This window comes from Oceanobacillus sp. FSL K6-2867 (assembly GCF_037963145.1).
GTDB lineage: Bacteria > Bacillota > Bacilli > Bacillales > Amphibacillaceae > Oceanobacillus.
The window spans coordinates 3,214,876-3,232,859 of the sequence record NZ_CP150144.1 but is presented as its reverse complement, the minus strand read 5'-3'; the positions used below and the strand labels follow the sequence as shown (position 1 = coordinate 3,232,859).

The 17,984-nt window shown below is 38.6% G+C and carries 15 protein-coding genes; all 15 read right to left on the bottom strand.

The window, feature by feature from the left end:
- Window positions 1–11 precede the first annotated feature (11 nt).
- The 15 genes from NSQ77_RS15615 to NSQ77_RS15545 all read right to left on the bottom strand — a co-directional run bounded on the left by NSQ77_RS15615 (window position 12) and on the right by NSQ77_RS15545 (window position 17,837).
- Window positions 12–470 carry a tripartite tricarboxylate transporter TctB family protein gene (locus NSQ77_RS15615; RefSeq protein ID WP_339226977.1) on the bottom strand — a complete coding sequence of 153 codons (459 nt, stop codon included), beginning with the start codon at window positions 468–470 and terminating at the stop codon, window positions 12–14.
- Between the two features lie 83 nt (window positions 471–553).
- Window positions 554–1,570, bottom strand: a complete 1,017-nt coding sequence (locus NSQ77_RS15610; protein ID WP_339226976.1) for a tripartite tricarboxylate transporter substrate binding protein — start codon at window positions 1,568–1,570, stop codon at window positions 554–556.
- 370 nt (window positions 1,571–1,940) lie between these two features.
- Window positions 1,941–2,627 (bottom strand): response regulator, encoded by a 687-nt coding sequence (locus tag NSQ77_RS15605; RefSeq protein ID WP_339226975.1) that lies wholly within the window; start codon window positions 2,625–2,627, stop codon window positions 1,941–1,943.
- 5 nt (window positions 2,628–2,632) lie between these two features.
- Window positions 2,633–4,234, bottom strand: coding sequence for a sensor histidine kinase (locus tag NSQ77_RS15600; RefSeq protein WP_339226974.1), 1,602 nt, complete (start codon window positions 4,232–4,234; stop codon window positions 2,633–2,635).
- Window positions 4,235–4,606: 372 nt separating this feature from the next.
- Complete coding sequence (locus tag NSQ77_RS15595) at window positions 4,607–5,812, bottom strand: CoA transferase (RefSeq protein ID WP_339231035.1); 1,206 nt, start codon at window positions 5,810–5,812, stop codon at window positions 4,607–4,609.
- A gap of 34 nt (window positions 5,813–5,846) precedes the next feature.
- Window positions 5,847–6,752 (bottom strand): hydroxymethylglutaryl-CoA lyase, encoded by a 906-nt coding sequence (locus tag NSQ77_RS15590; protein ID WP_339226973.1) that lies wholly within the window; start codon window positions 6,750–6,752, stop codon window positions 5,847–5,849.
- Window positions 6,753–6,767: 15 nt separating this feature from the next.
- The gene (locus tag NSQ77_RS15585; RefSeq protein WP_339226971.1) at window positions 6,768–8,057 is read right to left on the bottom strand and encodes a TRAP transporter large permease; all 1,290 of its coding nucleotides are present in this window, start codon (window positions 8,055–8,057) and stop codon (window positions 6,768–6,770) included.
- The gene (locus tag NSQ77_RS15580; RefSeq protein WP_339226970.1) at window positions 8,054–8,566 is read right to left on the bottom strand and encodes a TRAP transporter small permease; all 513 of its coding nucleotides are present in this window, start codon (window positions 8,564–8,566) and stop codon (window positions 8,054–8,056) included. Before NSQ77_RS15580 ends, NSQ77_RS15585 begins: the two co-directional genes overlap by 4 nt.
- A gap of 27 nt (window positions 8,567–8,593) precedes the next feature.
- The gene (locus NSQ77_RS15575; protein ID WP_339226969.1) at window positions 8,594–9,592 is read right to left on the bottom strand and encodes a TRAP transporter substrate-binding protein; all 999 of its coding nucleotides are present in this window, start codon (window positions 9,590–9,592) and stop codon (window positions 8,594–8,596) included.
- Entirely contained in the window at window positions 9,582–10,268 is a 687-nt protein-coding gene (locus NSQ77_RS15570; RefSeq protein WP_339226967.1) for a GntR family transcriptional regulator, read from the bottom strand. Before NSQ77_RS15570 ends, NSQ77_RS15575 begins: the two co-directional genes overlap by 11 nt.
- A gap of 299 nt (window positions 10,269–10,567) precedes the next feature.
- Entirely contained in the window at window positions 10,568–11,785 is a 1,218-nt protein-coding gene (locus NSQ77_RS15565; RefSeq protein ID WP_339226966.1) for a DUF819 family protein, read from the bottom strand.
- A gap of 163 nt (window positions 11,786–11,948) precedes the next feature.
- Window positions 11,949–12,953, bottom strand: a complete 1,005-nt coding sequence (locus tag NSQ77_RS15560) for a TAXI family TRAP transporter solute-binding subunit (protein ID WP_339226965.1) — start codon at window positions 12,951–12,953, stop codon at window positions 11,949–11,951.
- 32 nt (window positions 12,954–12,985) lie between these two features.
- Entirely contained in the window at window positions 12,986–14,926 is a 1,941-nt protein-coding gene (locus NSQ77_RS15555; protein ID WP_339231033.1) for a TRAP transporter permease, read from the bottom strand.
- Between the two features lie 298 nt (window positions 14,927–15,224).
- Window positions 15,225–16,523, bottom strand: a complete 1,299-nt coding sequence (locus tag NSQ77_RS15550) for a S8 family peptidase (protein ID WP_339226964.1) — start codon at window positions 16,521–16,523, stop codon at window positions 15,225–15,227.
- Between the two features lie 342 nt (window positions 16,524–16,865).
- A complete protein-coding gene (locus NSQ77_RS15545; protein ID WP_339226963.1) occupies window positions 16,866–17,837 on the bottom strand; it encodes a threo-3-hydroxy-L-aspartate ammonia-lyase in 972 nt (323 codons plus the stop codon).
- Between the last annotated feature and the right edge of the window lie 147 nt (window positions 17,838–17,984).

The following is a 17,984-nucleotide window of genomic DNA, read 5'->3' as shown; positions in this document are numbered from 1 at the left end:
GTTCCCCCTCCTTAAAAAGGCAATACTCCGCTTGGTAAACTAATCTTCAATAATTCTGTAAACATCAGATACAAAATGATAGGAAATAGAACAGAAACAAGTCCATTCACTAAATGATTTTTATAGCCTAAAAACCGTGAACAAACGAAAATAAATAAAGCTGTTACAACTACAAATCCTAATATTTCTAAAAGCATAATATAAAACAGTATCATTCCACCGACACCGAGCAGCATCCCAACTTCTTTTTTAGGTATCTTTCTCCTTGCTTTTTGTTCCTCAGTTTCCGAGTCTTTTGACAAAAACAAAAGTACAGAAAGGAAAATCAACAAATATCCTAAAACTTTTGGAATAACGTCTGCATCTACTTGTGTATATGGGTACGAAGGAATTTGATAAGCTAATATAAGATAACCTGCACCAATAGCCAAAAGTACGAGGCTGACTTTTTGATTAACAGTTTTTAACATCCTCTCACTTCCTTATCACATTGCTAATACGGATTGTATAGAAATCGAAGTCAATGACCTGAGCCATTGACTTCAAGTTTATGTTAATTTCCTAGACCAAGTTCTTCTATTAATTCTCCTAGACTCTCTTTTTGTTCATCAAGGAACTGACTATATTCCTCACTGTTTAAATATTGTTCTTCCCAGCCAAATTGATCGCGAATTTCCGCGAAAGCCTCTGAATCACTTAATTCTTTAAATTTAGCTTCATAATATGCTAGAGCTTCGGGATCCATATTCGGCGGGCCAAAGAAACCTCTCCAATTAACAAATGTTTCATCAATACCTTGTTCAATCATAGTTGGAAAGTCCTCTAATACTTCTCCTTTTAATCTTTCTTCAGAAGATACACCTAATACTTTAATATTACCTGCCTTTACTTGTTCCACCGTCTCAGCTACACCCGTAGAATATACATCTACACTGCCATTTAATAATTGTGTCAATCCTCCACCGTCTTGAGCAGAGACATATTTAATTTTGGTAATGTCAACACCCGCTGCCTTAGCAATCTGTACAAACTGCATGTGATCCATACTTCCTGGTGAGGACGCTCCTACCACTGTAATGCTTGCAGGATCCTCTTTCATATCATCAAATAAATCATTCATACTTTCCCACTCAGCATCTTCACGAACGGCAAATGCTGCATAATCTGCAATTAGATTCGCAATTGGTGTGAAATCTTCATGACCATATTCCGATTGGCCATTTAAAGGAATGAAAATAATCGGTGGCGATGCAACAAAAAGCTTGTGAGGATTCCCATCAAAGTTAGCAATATATGACCAGCCTACTGCTCCTCCGCCACCTTCTTTATTCACAACACCAATACTTTGATCAATAATTCCTTCTTCCGAGAATACTTGTGCTGCCATTCGTGCAGTAGTATCCCATCCGCCACCTGCTCCTGCTGGTGCGACAAATTCAATTGCCTCTTCCGGCTTCCAGTCGTCTGATTCAGAAGCTGTTCCTGAAGTTTCAGCAGCATCTTCTCCGGCACTGCAAGCAACAATGAATGCCATCATCAATAGAATTAAAAATAGTAGATTCCTTCTCATTATTCTCCCCCTCTTTTTGTTTGAAGTAAGTACTTATATAGGACTTACTTTTCAATATAGATATTTCCTCCTACTTTGTAAACGTTTTCATATTAATGGTCAATTAATTTATTAAAAATATTCTGTTCATATTGTTCATGGATGTGCGTGGGAAAATGACTACTTCTTATAAGAGGGAATAAGAGACTGGGGTATAACGAAAGTGTTTCATGTTAAAGACGGACGATGCACAGCGTAGGAAATATACATAGACTACTGCGGGAGGAAAGGCATAGGTGTGACACCGACAAAGGGGCTCACCTATGCCTTTGAATGGGCGAAGTATATTTCCAGAGAGAGTTATTTACAACATTTTATTGCCTCCTTTACCTCAGCTTATATCCTTTTGATAATAAATTCTTTCGGGCCTGCCAATTGTTCCATATTCCAAATCAGCAGTAATTTCACCTTGTGCAATTAAGAATTCTAAATATCTTCTTGCAGTTGTTCTTGATGCACCTATTTTTTCCCCCATTTTTTCTGCTGATATTCCTTGTTGAATTTCTGCGATAATTTCTTTAACTTTTTCTAATGTTAGTGGATCAATGCCTTTTGGGGTAGGTTTCAATGCTTCTAACTCTTTGCCTGCCGAGACACCAAAATAGTGATCTAGAACTCCTTGTTCAACATTAGCTTGTTCCACCAATTTACTTTGTAAGCTTTTATAACGTTCTATCGTGTTTACTAACCTTTCTTTGATGACAGGCTTTATAATATAGTCAAAAACCCCGCTGCGAATTACTTTGCCAACAGTCTCTTTCTCAGAAGCAGCCGAAATAATAATAAAATCAACATCTTCTTGATGCTTCCTTAGTTCTTGTAAAACCTCAACCCCCATCATATCCGGCAAATATAAATCCAATAAAACGAGGTCAATATCATTTTTTGAAGCTAAATCAATTGCTTCCTTTCCTGTCAATGCTTTTCCAACTATATTCACATAGTCTACTTCCATCAAAAATCGCTGATGGATATCTGCTAACCGATAATCATCCTCAATAATAAGTATTTGAATCACGATAACTACACACCTTTCTTCTCAGACAAGTGCTGGTATTTTGGTATGAAAATAGAGAAAACAACACCACCAATTGGTTGATTTTGCACTATAATCTGTCCATTTAAATCGTCCAATGTATCTTTTACAATCGATAACCCATAACCTCTTCCTTGCTTTTGCTTCGTTGAAAAACCTCTCTGAAATAATTGCATCATGATGTTATCTGGAATGATTTCCCCATTATTAGAAACTTCAACGACAATATCATTACCTAAATCTGTTGCAGAAAAAACAACTCTCCCATGCGGTATACCCTTTACCGCTTCGATTGCATTATCTAATAAATTCCCAATAATCGTAATTAACTGTGCCGGTTCAATAAAATCGGGGACCTTGTCTAAATTACAATTCGGTTCAATTATTAAATCGATTTTATTTTCTGAAGCCAGTCCAATTTTACCTAAAACAATCGCTTGAATTGTTGGATCTTTAATTTGCTCAAATAGTATTCGATTCTGATTCTTTGTTATTTCCGACTCTGTTTGGATTAATTCAATGGCCTCATCAAAATTTCCGAGCTGCAATAAACCAGAAATCACATATAGTTTATTTGTGTATTCATGCGTTTGTGCTCGTAAGTCCTCTGAGTACTTTCTGACTTCAGATAAAGTATTAACGAGCTCCTTTAAATCCGTTTTATCACGAAAACTTACGACAGCCCCAACAACTTCTTCATCCTCCATCATCGTTGTTGAATTAACGATAACATTTCTTTCATTAACGGTTGTTTCTATATTCTTAAGACCATTCGCTTCCTCTATAATTCTATTTCTATCTATATGCGGAAACATTTGCTCAAACGATAAAGTCCCTTCTTCACAACTCCCTGCCAGCTTCTTAGCCGAGTTATTCATCAGAGAAATCTCTCCCTTCTGATTCACTGCAATAATTCCTTCATGAACAGAAGAAAGAATAGCGTCTCTTTCCCGAAATAAGCCTGCAATCTCATATGGCTCCAGTCCCATTGTATCTTTTCTGATGTTTCTCGTTAGCAAAATACCTCCCAAAATTCCAATAAGGTTTACAGCTAACGACGTTTGACTGATTTTTAATAGCCTTTTATAAATGATTGACTGAATGTCTTGAATCATAAAACCAACTGAGACAATACCAACAATTTCACCATTCATCCCTATAATGGGTGCTTTTCCTCTTAACGACGGACCCAGACTGCCAACTGCTTCTGATATGTACGCTTCACCGTGAATTAATGCCTGATCGTTATCTCCACCGACCATTTTTTCACCAATTTTATTCGGGTCTGGATGTGCATAACGAATACTATCGGTATTACCTACAACGATAAATTCTGCACCTGTATATTGTATAATTTCTTCTATTAGCGGCTGTATAATTTGTTCAGGCTGTTCTGTATAGAATGCATTAATTAATGTTGGTAATCGTGTAATGACATTTGCTGATTCCAATGCTTTTTCGCCGATTTCCTTTTTAGTATCATTAAATTCATAATAAGAGAAAATCCCTGTTAATAATAAAGTAATCATAACTACTAAACTGATAATCAGTACAAGAATCTTAGTTTGTAAAGAGACCTTTCCTTTCATTTGTCTCCCTCTCCTTAAGCCAGCAAAATAAAAACAAGTGAACAATACCTAATCGTTGTACTTTGAAGTAAAAAATGATGTTTTTTACTGTATGATACCATATCTTCTATATTTTTTGACTATCCATTTTGAAGCGTTTACATTTTCGAGTTTGACATACCTAATATCTTTGCTTCCAACGAGTCCTACGCTTCTTCTTTGTTTATCAGGCAATACAAAATTAAACAAAATAGGAGATTAACGTGTTTTTGTTTTAGTTAAAAACTTATCTAAGATTTAGGAACAAAAATTAAAAATGTGGTACCTCCAGCAGAATGATAAGGTACCACACTTAACTACTTTCATAGGCTTTGTATCTGCCCCTTTACATTGTTAAATAACCCCTTTTTCTTTCAATTCTTCATAGTCTTTATTATTATAGCCCAATATATTTTTATATACTTCCTCATTATGTTCCCCAAGCTCCGGTCCTGTCCAATCGACAGTACCAGGAGTCTCACTCAGTTTAGGCACAATACCCGGCATATGGAGTTCGCCAAGTTTCTTGTCTGTAATTTGCAGAATCATATCCCGCATTTGGTAATGGATATCGTTCGCGATATCTTCCGCCGTATAGATACCGCCAGCTGGAACTCCCGCTTGATCCAGCATTTCTGTCAACTCATCTAACTCGTACTGAACTGTCCATTTCGAAATAATGTTGTCAAGTTCTTCTTGATTTGCACCACGTGCATTATGACTTGAAAACTTATCGTCTTCTGACAGTTCTTCTCGATCCATTACTTTCGTTAATCGCTTGAAAATATTGTCTGCATTTGCACCAATTACAATCCATTTTCCTGATTTAGTTGGATAATTATTAGTCGGTGCCACCCCCGGCAAAATAGTTCCCGTACGTTGCCTGATAGCACCAACCTTCATAAATTCCGTTAAACTGCTTTCCATGATCGCAAAAACAGATTCATATAATGCTGTATCCACTAATTGCCCACGCCTATCCGGGGATTGATTCCGATGATGCAGCGCGATGAGAGCACCTATTACACCAAACATGGCTGTTAACGAATCCCCAATGGAAACCCCAACACGAGTAGGTGGTCTATCCGGATAGCCTGTAATGTGTTTCAGCCCACCCATCGCTTCGCCGACACTGCCAAACCCTGCCTTATCTTTATATGGTCCGGTTTGACCAAATCCAGAAATGCGAACCATTATAAGAGAAGGATTAATTTCCTTTAAATCATCATAGCCCAGTCCCCATTTTTCCATCGTACCAGGACGAAAGTTTTCTACGACGATATCCGCTTCCTTTACTAACTTCTTCGCTATTTCCTGTCCTTTATTTTCCTTTAAATTTAAGGTAATGCATTTTTTATTTCTTGCTTGAATTGGCCACCATAATGATTCGCCCTTGTACTTAGCCGATCCCCAATTTCGTAAAGGATCACCGCTCGTTGGAGATTCAATCTTAATTACTTCTGCTCCAAAGTCAGCCATTAATCTCGTACAAAAGGGTCCAGCAATAAAGGACCCAAATTCCAGAACTTTAATATCTTGCAATGGTTTGTTTTCTTTCATATTATTTAACGACATTATTCCTATCTCCCCTCTATTATGCTTGATGCAGATCAGTTGATAGACCTGCCTTCATGACCTGTCCTGGAAGCTTATATCCCAATACCTCTTCCAGCTTCTTGGCAGCCCTTATCAATTTAGTCAGATTGGGATCTATAGGGATGTTCATCTGGTAAAACATATGTGCAACATCTTCCAAGGCCACATTTCCAGTTGCCCCTGGTGCAAATGGGCAGCCGCCAATTCCCCCAAGGGACGCATCAAAGCTTCGGATTCCTGAATGGTAACCAGCAAGTATGTTTGCCAGTCCCATCCCCCTCGTGTTATGAAGATGCAAACTAAGGTCTGTACTTGGAAAGGCACCTTTCAGACTTTTTATAAAATTGGAGACCTGTAATGGATTTGCCATACCCGTCGTATCCGCAAGCATGAAGCTGCTTAAACCATTGGCTGTCAGCTTTTTCATAACCTCCGTAACCCGATTCACTTCATATATCCCTTCAAATGGGCAGCCGAAAGTTGTTGCTAATCCAACATTCACCTTTTTACCTGCTGATTCCACTAATCGATAGATTTCAATGATCCCTTCTAGTGATTCATCTACCGACTTCTTTACGTTTTTTCGATTATGTGTTTCACTGACTGAAACAACTACATTTACCTCATCCACGCTCGACTCCAAGGCAAATTCTGCACCTTTTACATTGGGAATGAGCGCAATAATATTTACATTCTCGCGATTAATATGTTTCATTACTTCTTTTGCATCCTTCAATTGAGGAACTGCCTTTGGTGAAACGAAGGAGGTTGCCTCGATTCGTTTCACACCAGCAGCAATAATTTCATTAATAATAATGATTTTCTCCTCTGTTTCAATCCAATCTTCCATCTGAAAACCATCTCTGCCTGTAACATCAGTAAGCATTACTTTTTCATGTATCAATCATTTCATCTCCATTCATCCAAGGAATAAATCAGGTAAGAATGTAACAAGCGATGGGAAAATAATAAGTATGACAATTAATATTAAAATTGGGATGATATAAGGCACGACACCCCGGACCAATTCAATAAACGGTATATTTCCGACCCTTGTAATAGCAAACAGCACCATACCAAAAGGCGGTGTAATTTCACCAATCATCAGCGCAACAATCATGATAATTCCAAAGTGAAGCGGGTCTCCTCCCACTTCCATAATCAGCGGAACTAACACAGGCGTTGCAATCGTAATAGAGACGATGGATGACAGAAACATCCCTAATAAAAGCAGAAACACAAGACACAGACCCATTACAAAATAATAGTTATCTGTGATAGCTGTAATTGCACTTGCAAACGTAACTGGAACGCGCTCACGAATGAGAATCCATGCAAATATATTCGCTACCCCAAGAATAATCATAATTACCGCACTATCACGCATCGTATGTTTGAAAATACGGTATAAATGCGGCAGTGTAATCGTTCTGTAAATGACAGTTGATAAAATAATGGCATACAATGCTCCAACCGCTGCCGCTTCTGTTGCAGTAAATACACCTGTCAGCACGCCACCAATTAAAATAACAGGTGTTAATACTGGCAGAAATGCCCTTTTAGCAGTAATTGCTATTCTCTTTAAAGATGCTCTCGCTTCTGTAGGAAAATTATTGCGGGTTGCTTGAATTGCTACAAAAATACTTAAAGAAGCAGCCATCAATATCCCTGGAATAATCCCCGCAATTAACAGCTTATTTACGGATACACTTGCAATAATTGCATAAAGCACAACAGGAATACTAGGTGGTATGATTGGTCCGATTAAAGAAGATGCTGCTGTAATACTTGCAGAAAATCGTTTCGGATATTTAGCATCTGTCATTGCCTTGATTTCGACTGCACCAAGTCCTGCAGCATCAGCTGTTGCAGATCCACTCATACCAGCAAAAATGACACTTGCCAAAATATTTACCTGTCCCATTCCGCCCTTCAGATGACCTACCAATGCTTTTGCAAAATCAAATAAGCGCGTCGTCACATTGGATTCGTTCATGACCTTTCCGACCAACAGGAATAACGGAATTGCCAGCAATGTAAAACTATCTAGCCCAAAGACTGTCCGTTGAGCGATCAGGATATCTGGAATTGCAAATAACCCTCTATCCAGCAGAAAATAGATAAGAGTAGCGATACCCATTGAAAAAACAGCTGGAATACCAATGATCAATGCGATTACTAAAGTGAGCAGCATAATCAACATTATCATTTAACATCACCGCCTTCATTTCTTTTAAAATCGATGAAATAACGAACGAGGTGATATGCAAAGAAACCTAACATAAATAACGAACTAACGAATAGAGCCAGGTACAGGATGCCCTGCGATATCGGTACCATCGTTAATGGGATATGCCAGCGATCAATCGTCATTTTTATACTGCCCGTCAGAAAACTCAGCACCACCAGCACTGAAATAACTGTGGTAAACATATAAAACCCTATCTGTGCCCTATATGGCCATTTTTTTACCAATCCGTCGATTAAATCTACTCTTAAATGATCTTTGTATTTTACTGCAAGTGCAGCACCAAGCAATACCGACCATAGATTTAAATATCTGGAAGCTTCTTCACTCCATGTTAATGGCATGTTCAAAACAAAACGAAAGAACACTTGCAAGATTACGACAATAAAAAACAAGATAAATAAGATTGTTGCTAAATGTTCAATCACAAATGCAATGCCTGCCATTGCTCTCCTATAAAGTTGTAGCATGTATTCCCCTCCTCACAATCTACCATTCTATTTCTCTATTATTCTCTGAACTTCTTCATATACACCGGGAGCTAATTCATTCTCAATTATCTCTTGAATTGCCGGCTGTGCTTTTTCCCGCAGTTCTTCTTGGTCCGGATAAATAATCTCCATGCCATTAGCTTCAATTTCTTCAAGAAAAGCCGCATTACTTTCGGCAACAATTTCATCTGCATATGCGAGCGTTTCATCGATTGCCTGGGAGACGATTTCTTGCTGCTCTGGATTTAGCTTATTCTCCCATGTTTCCTCACTGACAACCCATTGCTGAAACAGTTGGATATGTTCTGTCTTCATCAGGTATTTCTGATAATCCCACATTTGCCGACCGGCGATGTTTGTAAGGAAATTCTCCTGCGCATCCACAGTCCCTGTCTGTAATGCAGATACAATTTCTGTAGCGGCAATCGGTGTCGGAAGTGCTCCTAATTCTGCCCATACATCGACCCACCATTCAATTTCAGGCATTCTGATTTTCAATCCTTTTAATTCCTCGATGCTCGAGAATGGAACATTCGATGTTGTCCAACGTGCCCCATAACCGTGCAGCCCCATTGGAATGATACCACCTGATTCCCTTGCAATTTCTTTGATTTCATCCCCTACCTTGCCGTCCATAAATTCTCTCATGGAATCAAGATCCTCAAACAAAAATGGGATAGAAATTGCATTATACTCTGGGAAATACAGTTCGGCCTGCAATACACTATAGCCGATATCAATCTCGCCCATATTCATTTGTTCCAAAGCCTCTCGCTCTCCACCTAATTGACCATTCATGTAAAATTCAATTTCGATCGAGTCGTCACTCAATTCAGTTATTTTATCACCGAAAAAGTCCTTTATCTTTTTATCAATACCTGAATCATCCATCGTTGTTGCGAAAACAAGCGATAATTTATCTTCCTTTGAACTTGCTGTAGGACTATCGCAAGCCGAGATTACCAGCGTAATCACAGATAACATCAGTATTAACTTAATTTTCATGTCGCAAGCCTCCTGTTAGTGTTTGATTAGGAAATAAAGCTATTATTCGATCCAAATCCTTCTGTATATGTGTTTCCATTAAACGTTTGGCCTCCTCCTTTTTTTGCTCACGGATCGATTCATAAATCGCTATATGTTCTTGGATAAAACTATCCACACGCATATAATCAAACTGGACTAACACATTTCTGCAATAAAGAACTTTAGCTTGTAAACTATCCATGACTGTTATTAAATGTTTATTTTTCGAGGCACCAATGATTGTTTCATGAAACAGCGTGTTCCACTCGTATATTTCCTGCTTATTACCTTTTTCTAAAGCTGATTCTGTCATCAAAATGATTTCTTTTAGATAAGCTAGCTCTTCTTCATTTGCAGCTTCGGCAGCTAAATAGCAGGAAAGCGCCTCCAAGCTGTAACGCAGCTGATAAAGCTCAATAATATCTTCTACAGAGGGATGGTATATGTATAGATTTTGATCCTTCTTAGTAAGAAGACCTTCATGTTCCAAAATACGTAATGCTTCCCTTACCGGGCTTCTGCTCAATTTAAGCTCTGCAGCAATTTTCGACTCGATTACTTTTTCACCAGGTTTCCAATTTTGGCTCAAAATATGTTGCTTCAACTGTTCATATACTTGGAGATATAATGGATCCTTTCTATCAATTTTTAACATAGGCAGCTCCTATCTTTGTCGATTGTCGCCTGTCGACAATTGTAAATTTATAAGAGTATACCATAGTGCGATAATTTAGTAAATAAGAGTTTTGTAAAGTATCAGAATTTTTTTGAGCGCGTTTATTAATCTCTCTTAAATGAAATTGAACGTTGAAAAAATGGTCAGTTAAAGGCGATAACCTTAATCGGCAGGATTAAGGTCTAGTCAGATATATTCACAACCAACTGGAAGAATACCGCGCTCAATTTCTGCATTGACCCGTTATAACAGGTGAATGCAGACTGCGCCTTTGTCTATTAAAATCCACCAAACCAGGAACCGATAGCGACACCGGCATAGTTCCCGATGATATAGCCTAACGTGCCTACAAGCAGGATGGGGCCAACTAATTTTGTCCATCCCTTGGATATTGCCATTGCTGCTGCAGTAGTTGGTCCGCCAATATTCGCATTGCTTGTAAGGATAACTTCTTCTAATGAGAATTTAAACAGTTTACCAAACGTAAAAGATAATAACATATTAATAAACACCATAATCGTTACAAAGACTAGAATGAGTGGGGCATGCTGTAAAATTAATGGAAGTGATGCTGGAACACCAATAACAACAAAGAAAATATAAATTAAATAAGTTCCAATTTCCTGTGCACCATTTATATTTTCGAAATAACGTGGAATGAACGTTACGAGAAGCATCGTAATTGTAGTCAACATTAAGTAAGGGTCACCTAAGATTCCATTTAATACATTCCAGACAAAATTCACATTCTCACCAGAAGGGATGATTCCCGCCAATATTTCAGCAAGCTTAAATGATACAGCTACTATAACGAAAGCAGTACCAACTGCCAGTGCGATGTCCTTTAAAGACATATCTTTTCTTTTCCAATAGGTTTCTGCAGGATTTTCTTCTTTATCAGCTCCTTTTTGCAGTTCATCCATATATGGGGTTTTGAATCGGTTTCTAAAGAATGACAGTGATGGTATGAGAATTAAAACGAGAAAATACAAAGCCATCAGCATATTGTCTGCCACAACAGTAGCGGAAACCGTTTCACCTGGAACATCGAATCGTCCCGATAATGCTGCGAAGTTTACACCACCACCAATGTATGATCCTGTCATCATTCCTGCAATCTTATTAAGACCAGGAATAATATCCTTTAAGAGGAAAAAGCCAACAATGGCACCTGCTACTGTTCCAATTGAACTTAAAAGGAACATAATCAGTAACCTGCCACTTTCATTCCATATTTTGAAGATGTTTGAACGGAATAATAATAACGGAATAGAAAGAGGTACTACATAAGACCAAACCGTGTCATAAACCGGGGACTCAGTTGGGATGACATTAAAATTTGCTAATAACATAGCACCAATCAGTGCGATAATCGCTCCGGAAAGCTTTGATGCCCATTTATATTGTTGTTCTAAATAGATGCTTACAGCAGCCCAGCCTGCTAAAAAACCCCAAAGTATCCATGTATCATTTGGATTTACTATAGAAAAAATCATCCTGCTTCCTCCTTTGGTTTAGTAATCTATTTTCTGCATTAATACGAAATCGCTTTCAATATAACTTACAATAATTGAACAGAAATCAACTAACAAAGACCACCTGATAACAAACACATACCAAAACAGGTGAACGCCCACAGACGAATCACCTGTTTTTATTTTATTCCTCTGTAAACACATTCTCTTCTTTATAATATTGTTTTGCCCCATCATGGAGCGGTATCCCCGAAAGGTCTGCTGTTGCTTCATCAATATCAATCTGTCCTACAATCGGATGTGTTTCTTCTAATTGATCAAGATTTTCCCAGAAAACCTTTGTCATTTCATAGACTTGTTCATCATCGACTGATGCATCAACTAACAGCAACATTTTAATACCAAGCGTATCCACATCTTCCTCCTGGTTTTCATATGTACCAGCCGGAATTGTTACATTGGAATACCAAGGATATTCTTCTATTAAGGATTCACGTATTTCCTCATCAATACCAATTAGCTTGCCACCAGCAGTGGCCGTCATTTCTGTCACTGCAGCGGTCGGAAGTCCAGCTTGAATTAAAGCCCCGTCGATTTGTTTATTTCTCATTAAATCAATCGCTTCCGTAAATCCAATGAAGTTTTCCTCAATACCTTCAGGATAGTCAATCCCATAGGCAGGAAGAATAATGCTTGATTCTACTTCTGGTGTACTCCCCACAGCTCCTGGTGCAAATTTACGCCCTTCCAGATCTGCGATAGACTCAACACCGGAATCCTCTCGAATAACGAACTGGTTCGGATTATAATATAGCCCAGCCAAGACACGAACATCCTCGTATGCACGGCCCTCGAAACCACGTTCACCGTTATATGCTTCCCAAGCAATACCTGCAGTAGCGAAGGTGATCTTACCTTCTCCTTCTTTTAATAGATTCAAGTTCTCCACGCCGCCATTTGATCCTTGAGCACTGACGCGAATACCTTCCACTTCATTGTTCCATATATTTGCCATAGCAGCACCTAATGGATAAATGGTGCCAGTTGTACTTGCCGTTGGGAAATTTAATGTTGTATTTCCAGAGGAAGAACCTCCCTCCCCTTCGTTATTACTTCCACAAGCAGTTATAATTAGAGCTATCCCGATTACTATTCCAATTTTCCACAGCTTTTTTAATGACTTTTTCATCCAATTTGCTCCCTTTCCGATAATGTTTCATGTTATTTTGTGAGTTTGATCGTTTCAGAGAAATCATCCTGTTTATTTTTCTTATCCTTCGCGAATTGCCAAACAATACATATAATGATTATTCCCACCCCAACAAGATCAAGCATAAGACTAGGTTCAATCATGAAAATCCCCGCAATGATAAGTAATAGTCTCTCAAGTGGTGATGCAAATGTAATCAGCCAGCCTTGCAAACCGGAAGCAAATGCGATTACTCCAATTGAAGCAGTGATTGTTGGAATAATGCTCTCCATCGGCGTTTCCATATTAATCAGTAAATCTGGTTCAAATATGAAAAAGAATGGCAGAATAAACCCGGCCAATGCTAGCTTCATCGCTGTTAAAGATACTTTATTCTGGTTCGTATCTGCTATACCTGCTGCAACAAATGAAGCAAGTGCTACAGGAGGAGTAACATTAGACAAACAAGCATAGATCAGCACAAACATATGCGCGGCCAGCGGCTCAGCTCCCAGTTCAATAAGTACTGGTGCTGCAACGGTTGAGACAATAACATAAGCAGCCACTCCTGGAACACCCATTCCAAGAATAATACTCATGATCATAACTAGAAATGCTGCAATGAGAATACTTTCATTTGTATATTCCATAATGCTATAACCAAAAGATAGTCCGAGTCCTGTCAAAGAAACCGTCCCAATAATAATCCCAATAACCGCACAGGCCATCCCTACACCAATAGCACCTTTTGCGCCTTCTTCCAATGCTGCAAGAATCTTTTTTATTCCCATTCTTGTCTCAGGACGGATCCAGCTTGCGACAACACAGGCAAGAATAGAAAACACTGCTGCATAAAGCGGTGTATATCCCATAAATAATAAAGCCATCAAAACAATAAGCGGGATGGAGAGATGTCCTTGCTTTTTTAAAACGTGAAGAATTTTCGGAAGATTTTCTTTAGATATCCCTTTCAGACCCAATCGTTTTGCTTCAAAATGCACTACAAAAATAAGTGTTAAATAGTAAAGAAAAGCGGGGACAATAGCTGCGACCATAACAACTGTATAAGAAACCCCTAAATATTCTGCCATCACAAAACCGGCTGCTCCCATAATCGGCGGGGCGAACTGACCACCAGTAGATGCAACAGCTTCTACAGCTGCTGCAAATCGCGCTTTATACCCATTTTTCTTCATCATCGGAATGGTGATCGTACCTGTGGTTGCAACATTGGCAATCGCGCTTCCGTTAATCATCCCCATTAAGCTGCTGGCAAGTACAGCTACCTTAGCCGGTCCTCCTGGAGAACGTCCGGCAATGGTCAGCGCAAGATCATTAATAAATTGGCTAAATCCACTTATTCGGAGAAATGCTCCAAATAAAATAAACAAAAAAACGAAAGTAGCCGAAACACCAATAGCTATACCAAAGACTCCCTGGCTTCCCCAAAACATATGATCAATCACTCTATTAAAGCTAAAGCCACCGTGACCGAAAACCCCAGGTATCATATGGCCAAGGAAATTATAAAGCAGAAAGATTAACGCAAGTATCGCTAAGTTTCCTACTACTCTCCTCGCCGCTTCAAATACCATTAATATTCCAATTCCACCAAATATGTAATCCTGCGTTAGAAGAAAGCCGCCTCTTAAAGCAATATGATTATAATTTAATAGAAAATAGCCAAAAGAAACGAGCGATAAAATAATGCATATGATATCCAAGACTTTCGGATATTTCATAACTTCCTTTTTTCTCTTACGAGCCGGATATAATAAAAAAGCCATCATCAGCAAAAAGATAATATGCCATGCTCGAAGGCGAATCGCATCAAGTGCCCCAGTTCCTGTTGCGTATAACTGGAATATTGACCAAATAACAGCTAAAACGGATATAAAAAAAGCTGTTTTTCCTATATACTCCCTTGCCAATCCTTTACTTTCGTACTTTGAATCCAACTCTGTTGCCTCCACAGCATTCAAAGTTTCCCCTCCTTTTACCACTTTAAGAATAGTTAAAAAATTCTAGTTAAAAGTTTGTTTTTTAACTAGTTTTTTATTATCTAACCTTAATACAATTCAGTAAGCTTTTCAAGATAATAATCAGATAATATTTTTATTAAAAGAAATATTATCAGGTTACCTTTTACGGCTGTTTTTGGTATAGACATACAATGAAGGAGGGACAGTTTTATTGTCTATAAATCTGCTAGTCAGTTATTGATGAAATAGGAAAAGGGAGAACACTAGTGTTCTCCCCTGTTAAGCTTCCTTAAACTGCTTCCGTTGAAGCGGGCAGCTGATAATTCTGTGCCATACGGACAGCACCTTCAGCTTCGATATGCCCCCATATATCATCAAGTGTTGGATGAGATGTCGCTTTTAGAATGCTCTTAACATCATTCGGACTGAGATTCGGATTGGCTTCCAGCATTAAAGCAATGATCCCCGCACAAATCGGAGTTGCCATAGATGTACCAGATAATTGGAGATAATTTTCATCGATAACCATCTCCGGCAATTCGGATTCAATCGCTGATCCTGGAGCCAGTAGAGAAATAATATTTGTACCCGGTGCATAAATATCTGGCTTTACGAACGTATCAATTGTAGGGCCCCTGCTGGAGTAATCTGCTATAACATCATCCGCGCGCTCTAATGTGTTCTGATCATCCGTTGACCCAACTGTAATAATAAATGGGTCGATTGCAGGAGTGCTGATTGTTGCTGCAGAAGGTCCACTGTTTCCAGCAGCAGCACATACAACAATCCCTTCATGCCACGCAGCTTGAGCAGCTAATGATAATGGATCATCCCTGAACGATTCATAAGCAGGTGCTCCTAGTGAAAGTGAGATGATGCGGATATTATGCTCTTCTTTATGATCGATGCACCATTCCAAGCCTTCAATAATAGCGGATAACCTCCCGCTTCCTTGTTCATCTAAAACCTTTATTCCAATAAGAGAAGCTTCTGGGGCTGTCCCCACATACTTTCCATTAGAGAGGCTTCCATTTCCTGCTGCATCACCAGCACAATGTGTCCCGTGTCCATTATCATCATAGGCCTCACTTTCCCCGTTTATCAAGTCTTGGAAAGCGATAATTCGATTTTCAGGATTCGTTAAATCTTCATGTGGGTGGATACCTGTATCTATTACCGCAATCGTAACTCCTTTGCCCGTTAATCCAAGCTCTTCTTTAACTTTCACAGCACCTGTTTGCTCACAGGCAATATCCAAAAAGGAAGTTACAATCCGATCATAAAAAATCCGATCTACTGCTTCATGGTCTTTAATTTCCTTTATTCGATCTGGTGTTAGGTGTCCTTGCATCGCATTTATACTTCGGAGTTCTCTGCCTAGCTTGTTGCAGGAGTCTGCATTGCATACTTTTAAGAGGTCGTCTTTTTTGCCTTGATCACAATTCTTTTTCAAATAAACGATAATGGGGATTTCCTTGTTGTTGGATTCCTGATTGGTTACTTTTCGAGAATGTCGTAATTGTTCCACTAAGCCAGGGTCAAGTTTACGTTCGGCATTTTCAAACCATACTTTTTTCCTGTCAGTCATTTTACTCCTCCTCGTAAAATTATTGTAACTCAATAATAGATTATCAATGATAAGGAATTAAAACAATCGGACAGGTTTACTATTTTTCGAAAATTCCATTAAATAAATAGTAGTTTTGTTGGTAGTTTTATACAATTTTTTTCATACCGATGTAATGAAGTTACCGTGTTTATTGAACTTGTTCTGTTGCTGGTATAATGGTAATAATAGGCGGTTATCCATCTTGAGCATGCACACACTGCAGAGAGAAATCCCAGGTTAATAGGATTTCTGACGGTTTAATCGTAATATCATTTTCAATCAATTCTACTCTTTTATTGTCCATAAATAGTCCTAAAAACATTATGTTTTCGAATGCAGATCGGGAATACTATCAAACAGATTCCCAACTTCTTTGACATCAACATTGCCACCACTTATTACTACGCCAATTTTCTTATTTTCCAGTGATAGTTTTTGATGAAACGCTGCTGCTAGACCAACCACTCCTGAAGGTTCAGCTACAATTTTTAGTCTTGTCCATAAATAGTACATAGTAGTCAGAATCTCATTTTCAGAAACAGTTACAAAATCATCAGCATATTCACGAATCAGCGGAAAAGTGATTTTTCCTAATGAAGGGGTATTCAGACCGTCCGCGATTGAATTTGCAGACTCAGCCCTATGTAATACACCAGTTTTAAATGATATAGTGGCATCGTCTGATAGGCACGGTTCTACTCCTATCACCTTGCACTTAGGAAGCAAATGCTTTGTGCTAACTGCACAGCCACTCAATAGTCCTCCACCCCCACATGGAACAAAAAGGTAATCAAGTTCCCCTGCTTCTTCAATCAGTTCCTTGGCAACTGTCCCCTGGCCAGCAAGTATTTCTTCAGCATCAAAAGGTGGAATAAGCGTATAGCCGTATTGTTCAACAAGTTCCTCCGCTATTTTTTCCCGAGATTCACTGTTACGGTTATAGGATATCACAGTAGCTCCATAGCCTTTCGTTGCTGCAACCTTTACCATTGGGGCATCCTCAGGCATAATAACAGTAGCTGGTACATTAAGAATTTTACAGGTCAAGGCTGTAGCCATAGCATGGTTGCCTGAAGAAAATACTACTATACCCTTTTTTCTTATTTCCGGTGAGAGTGAACTGATCGCATTATAAGCACCACGAAATTTAAACGCTCCCACACGCTGAAAGTTTTCACATTTTAAATAAATCTGGTTGCCAGTTATTTCATTTAGAAGCGTTGAAGTCATAACCGGTGTTTTATGCACAATACCCTCTAGTCGTTCGGCTGCCTTTAATATTTTCTCATACATTCATTATTTCTCCTCTGCTGAAGTTAGTCTATTTACACTCAATAACTCCTAATTACCGGTATTGCTTTATAAAATACAATTAGGTGCTTGATAAACAACGAATATAGGGAAAGGATGATCTGAAAGTTTGTTCAAAATTGTTAGTGG

Excerpts from the sequence above, each read along its gene's own strand:
- NSQ77_RS15615 (WP_339226977.1), bottom strand. The coding sequence starts at position 470 with ATGTTAAAAACTGTTAATCAAAAAGTCAGCCTCGTACTTTTGGCTATT.
- NSQ77_RS15610 (WP_339226976.1), bottom strand. The coding sequence starts at position 1,570 with ATGAGAAGGAATCTACTATTTTTAATTCTATTGATGATGGCATTCATT.
- NSQ77_RS15600 (WP_339226974.1), bottom strand. The coding sequence starts at position 4,234 with ATGAAAGGAAAGGTCTCTTTACAAACTAAGATTCTTGTACTGATTATC.
- NSQ77_RS15595 (WP_339231035.1), bottom strand. The coding sequence starts at position 5,812 with ATGAAAGAAAACAAACCATTGCAAGATATTAAAGTTCTGGAATTTGGG.
- NSQ77_RS15585 (WP_339226971.1), bottom strand. The coding sequence starts at position 8,057 with ATGATAATGTTGATTATGCTGCTCACTTTAGTAATCGCATTGATCATT.
- NSQ77_RS15580 (WP_339226970.1), bottom strand. The coding sequence starts at position 8,566 with ATGCTACAACTTTATAGGAGAGCAATGGCAGGCATTGCATTTGTGATT.
- NSQ77_RS15575 (WP_339226969.1), bottom strand. The coding sequence starts at position 9,592 with ATGAAAATTAAGTTAATACTGATGTTATCTGTGATTACGCTGGTAATC.
- NSQ77_RS15570 (WP_339226967.1), bottom strand. The coding sequence starts at position 10,268 with ATGTTAAAAATTGATAGAAAGGATCCATTATATCTCCAAGTATATGAA.
- NSQ77_RS15565 (WP_339226966.1), bottom strand. The coding sequence starts at position 11,785 with ATGATTTTTTCTATAGTAAATCCAAATGATACATGGATACTTTGGGGT.
- NSQ77_RS15560 (WP_339226965.1), bottom strand. The coding sequence starts at position 12,953 with ATGAAAAAGTCATTAAAAAAGCTGTGGAAAATTGGAATAGTAATCGGG.
- NSQ77_RS15550 (WP_339226964.1), bottom strand. The coding sequence starts at position 16,523 with ATGACTGACAGGAAAAAAGTATGGTTTGAAAATGCCGAACGTAAACTT.
- NSQ77_RS15545 (WP_339226963.1), bottom strand. The coding sequence starts at position 17,837 with ATGTATGAGAAAATATTAAAGGCAGCCGAACGACTAGAGGGTATTGTG.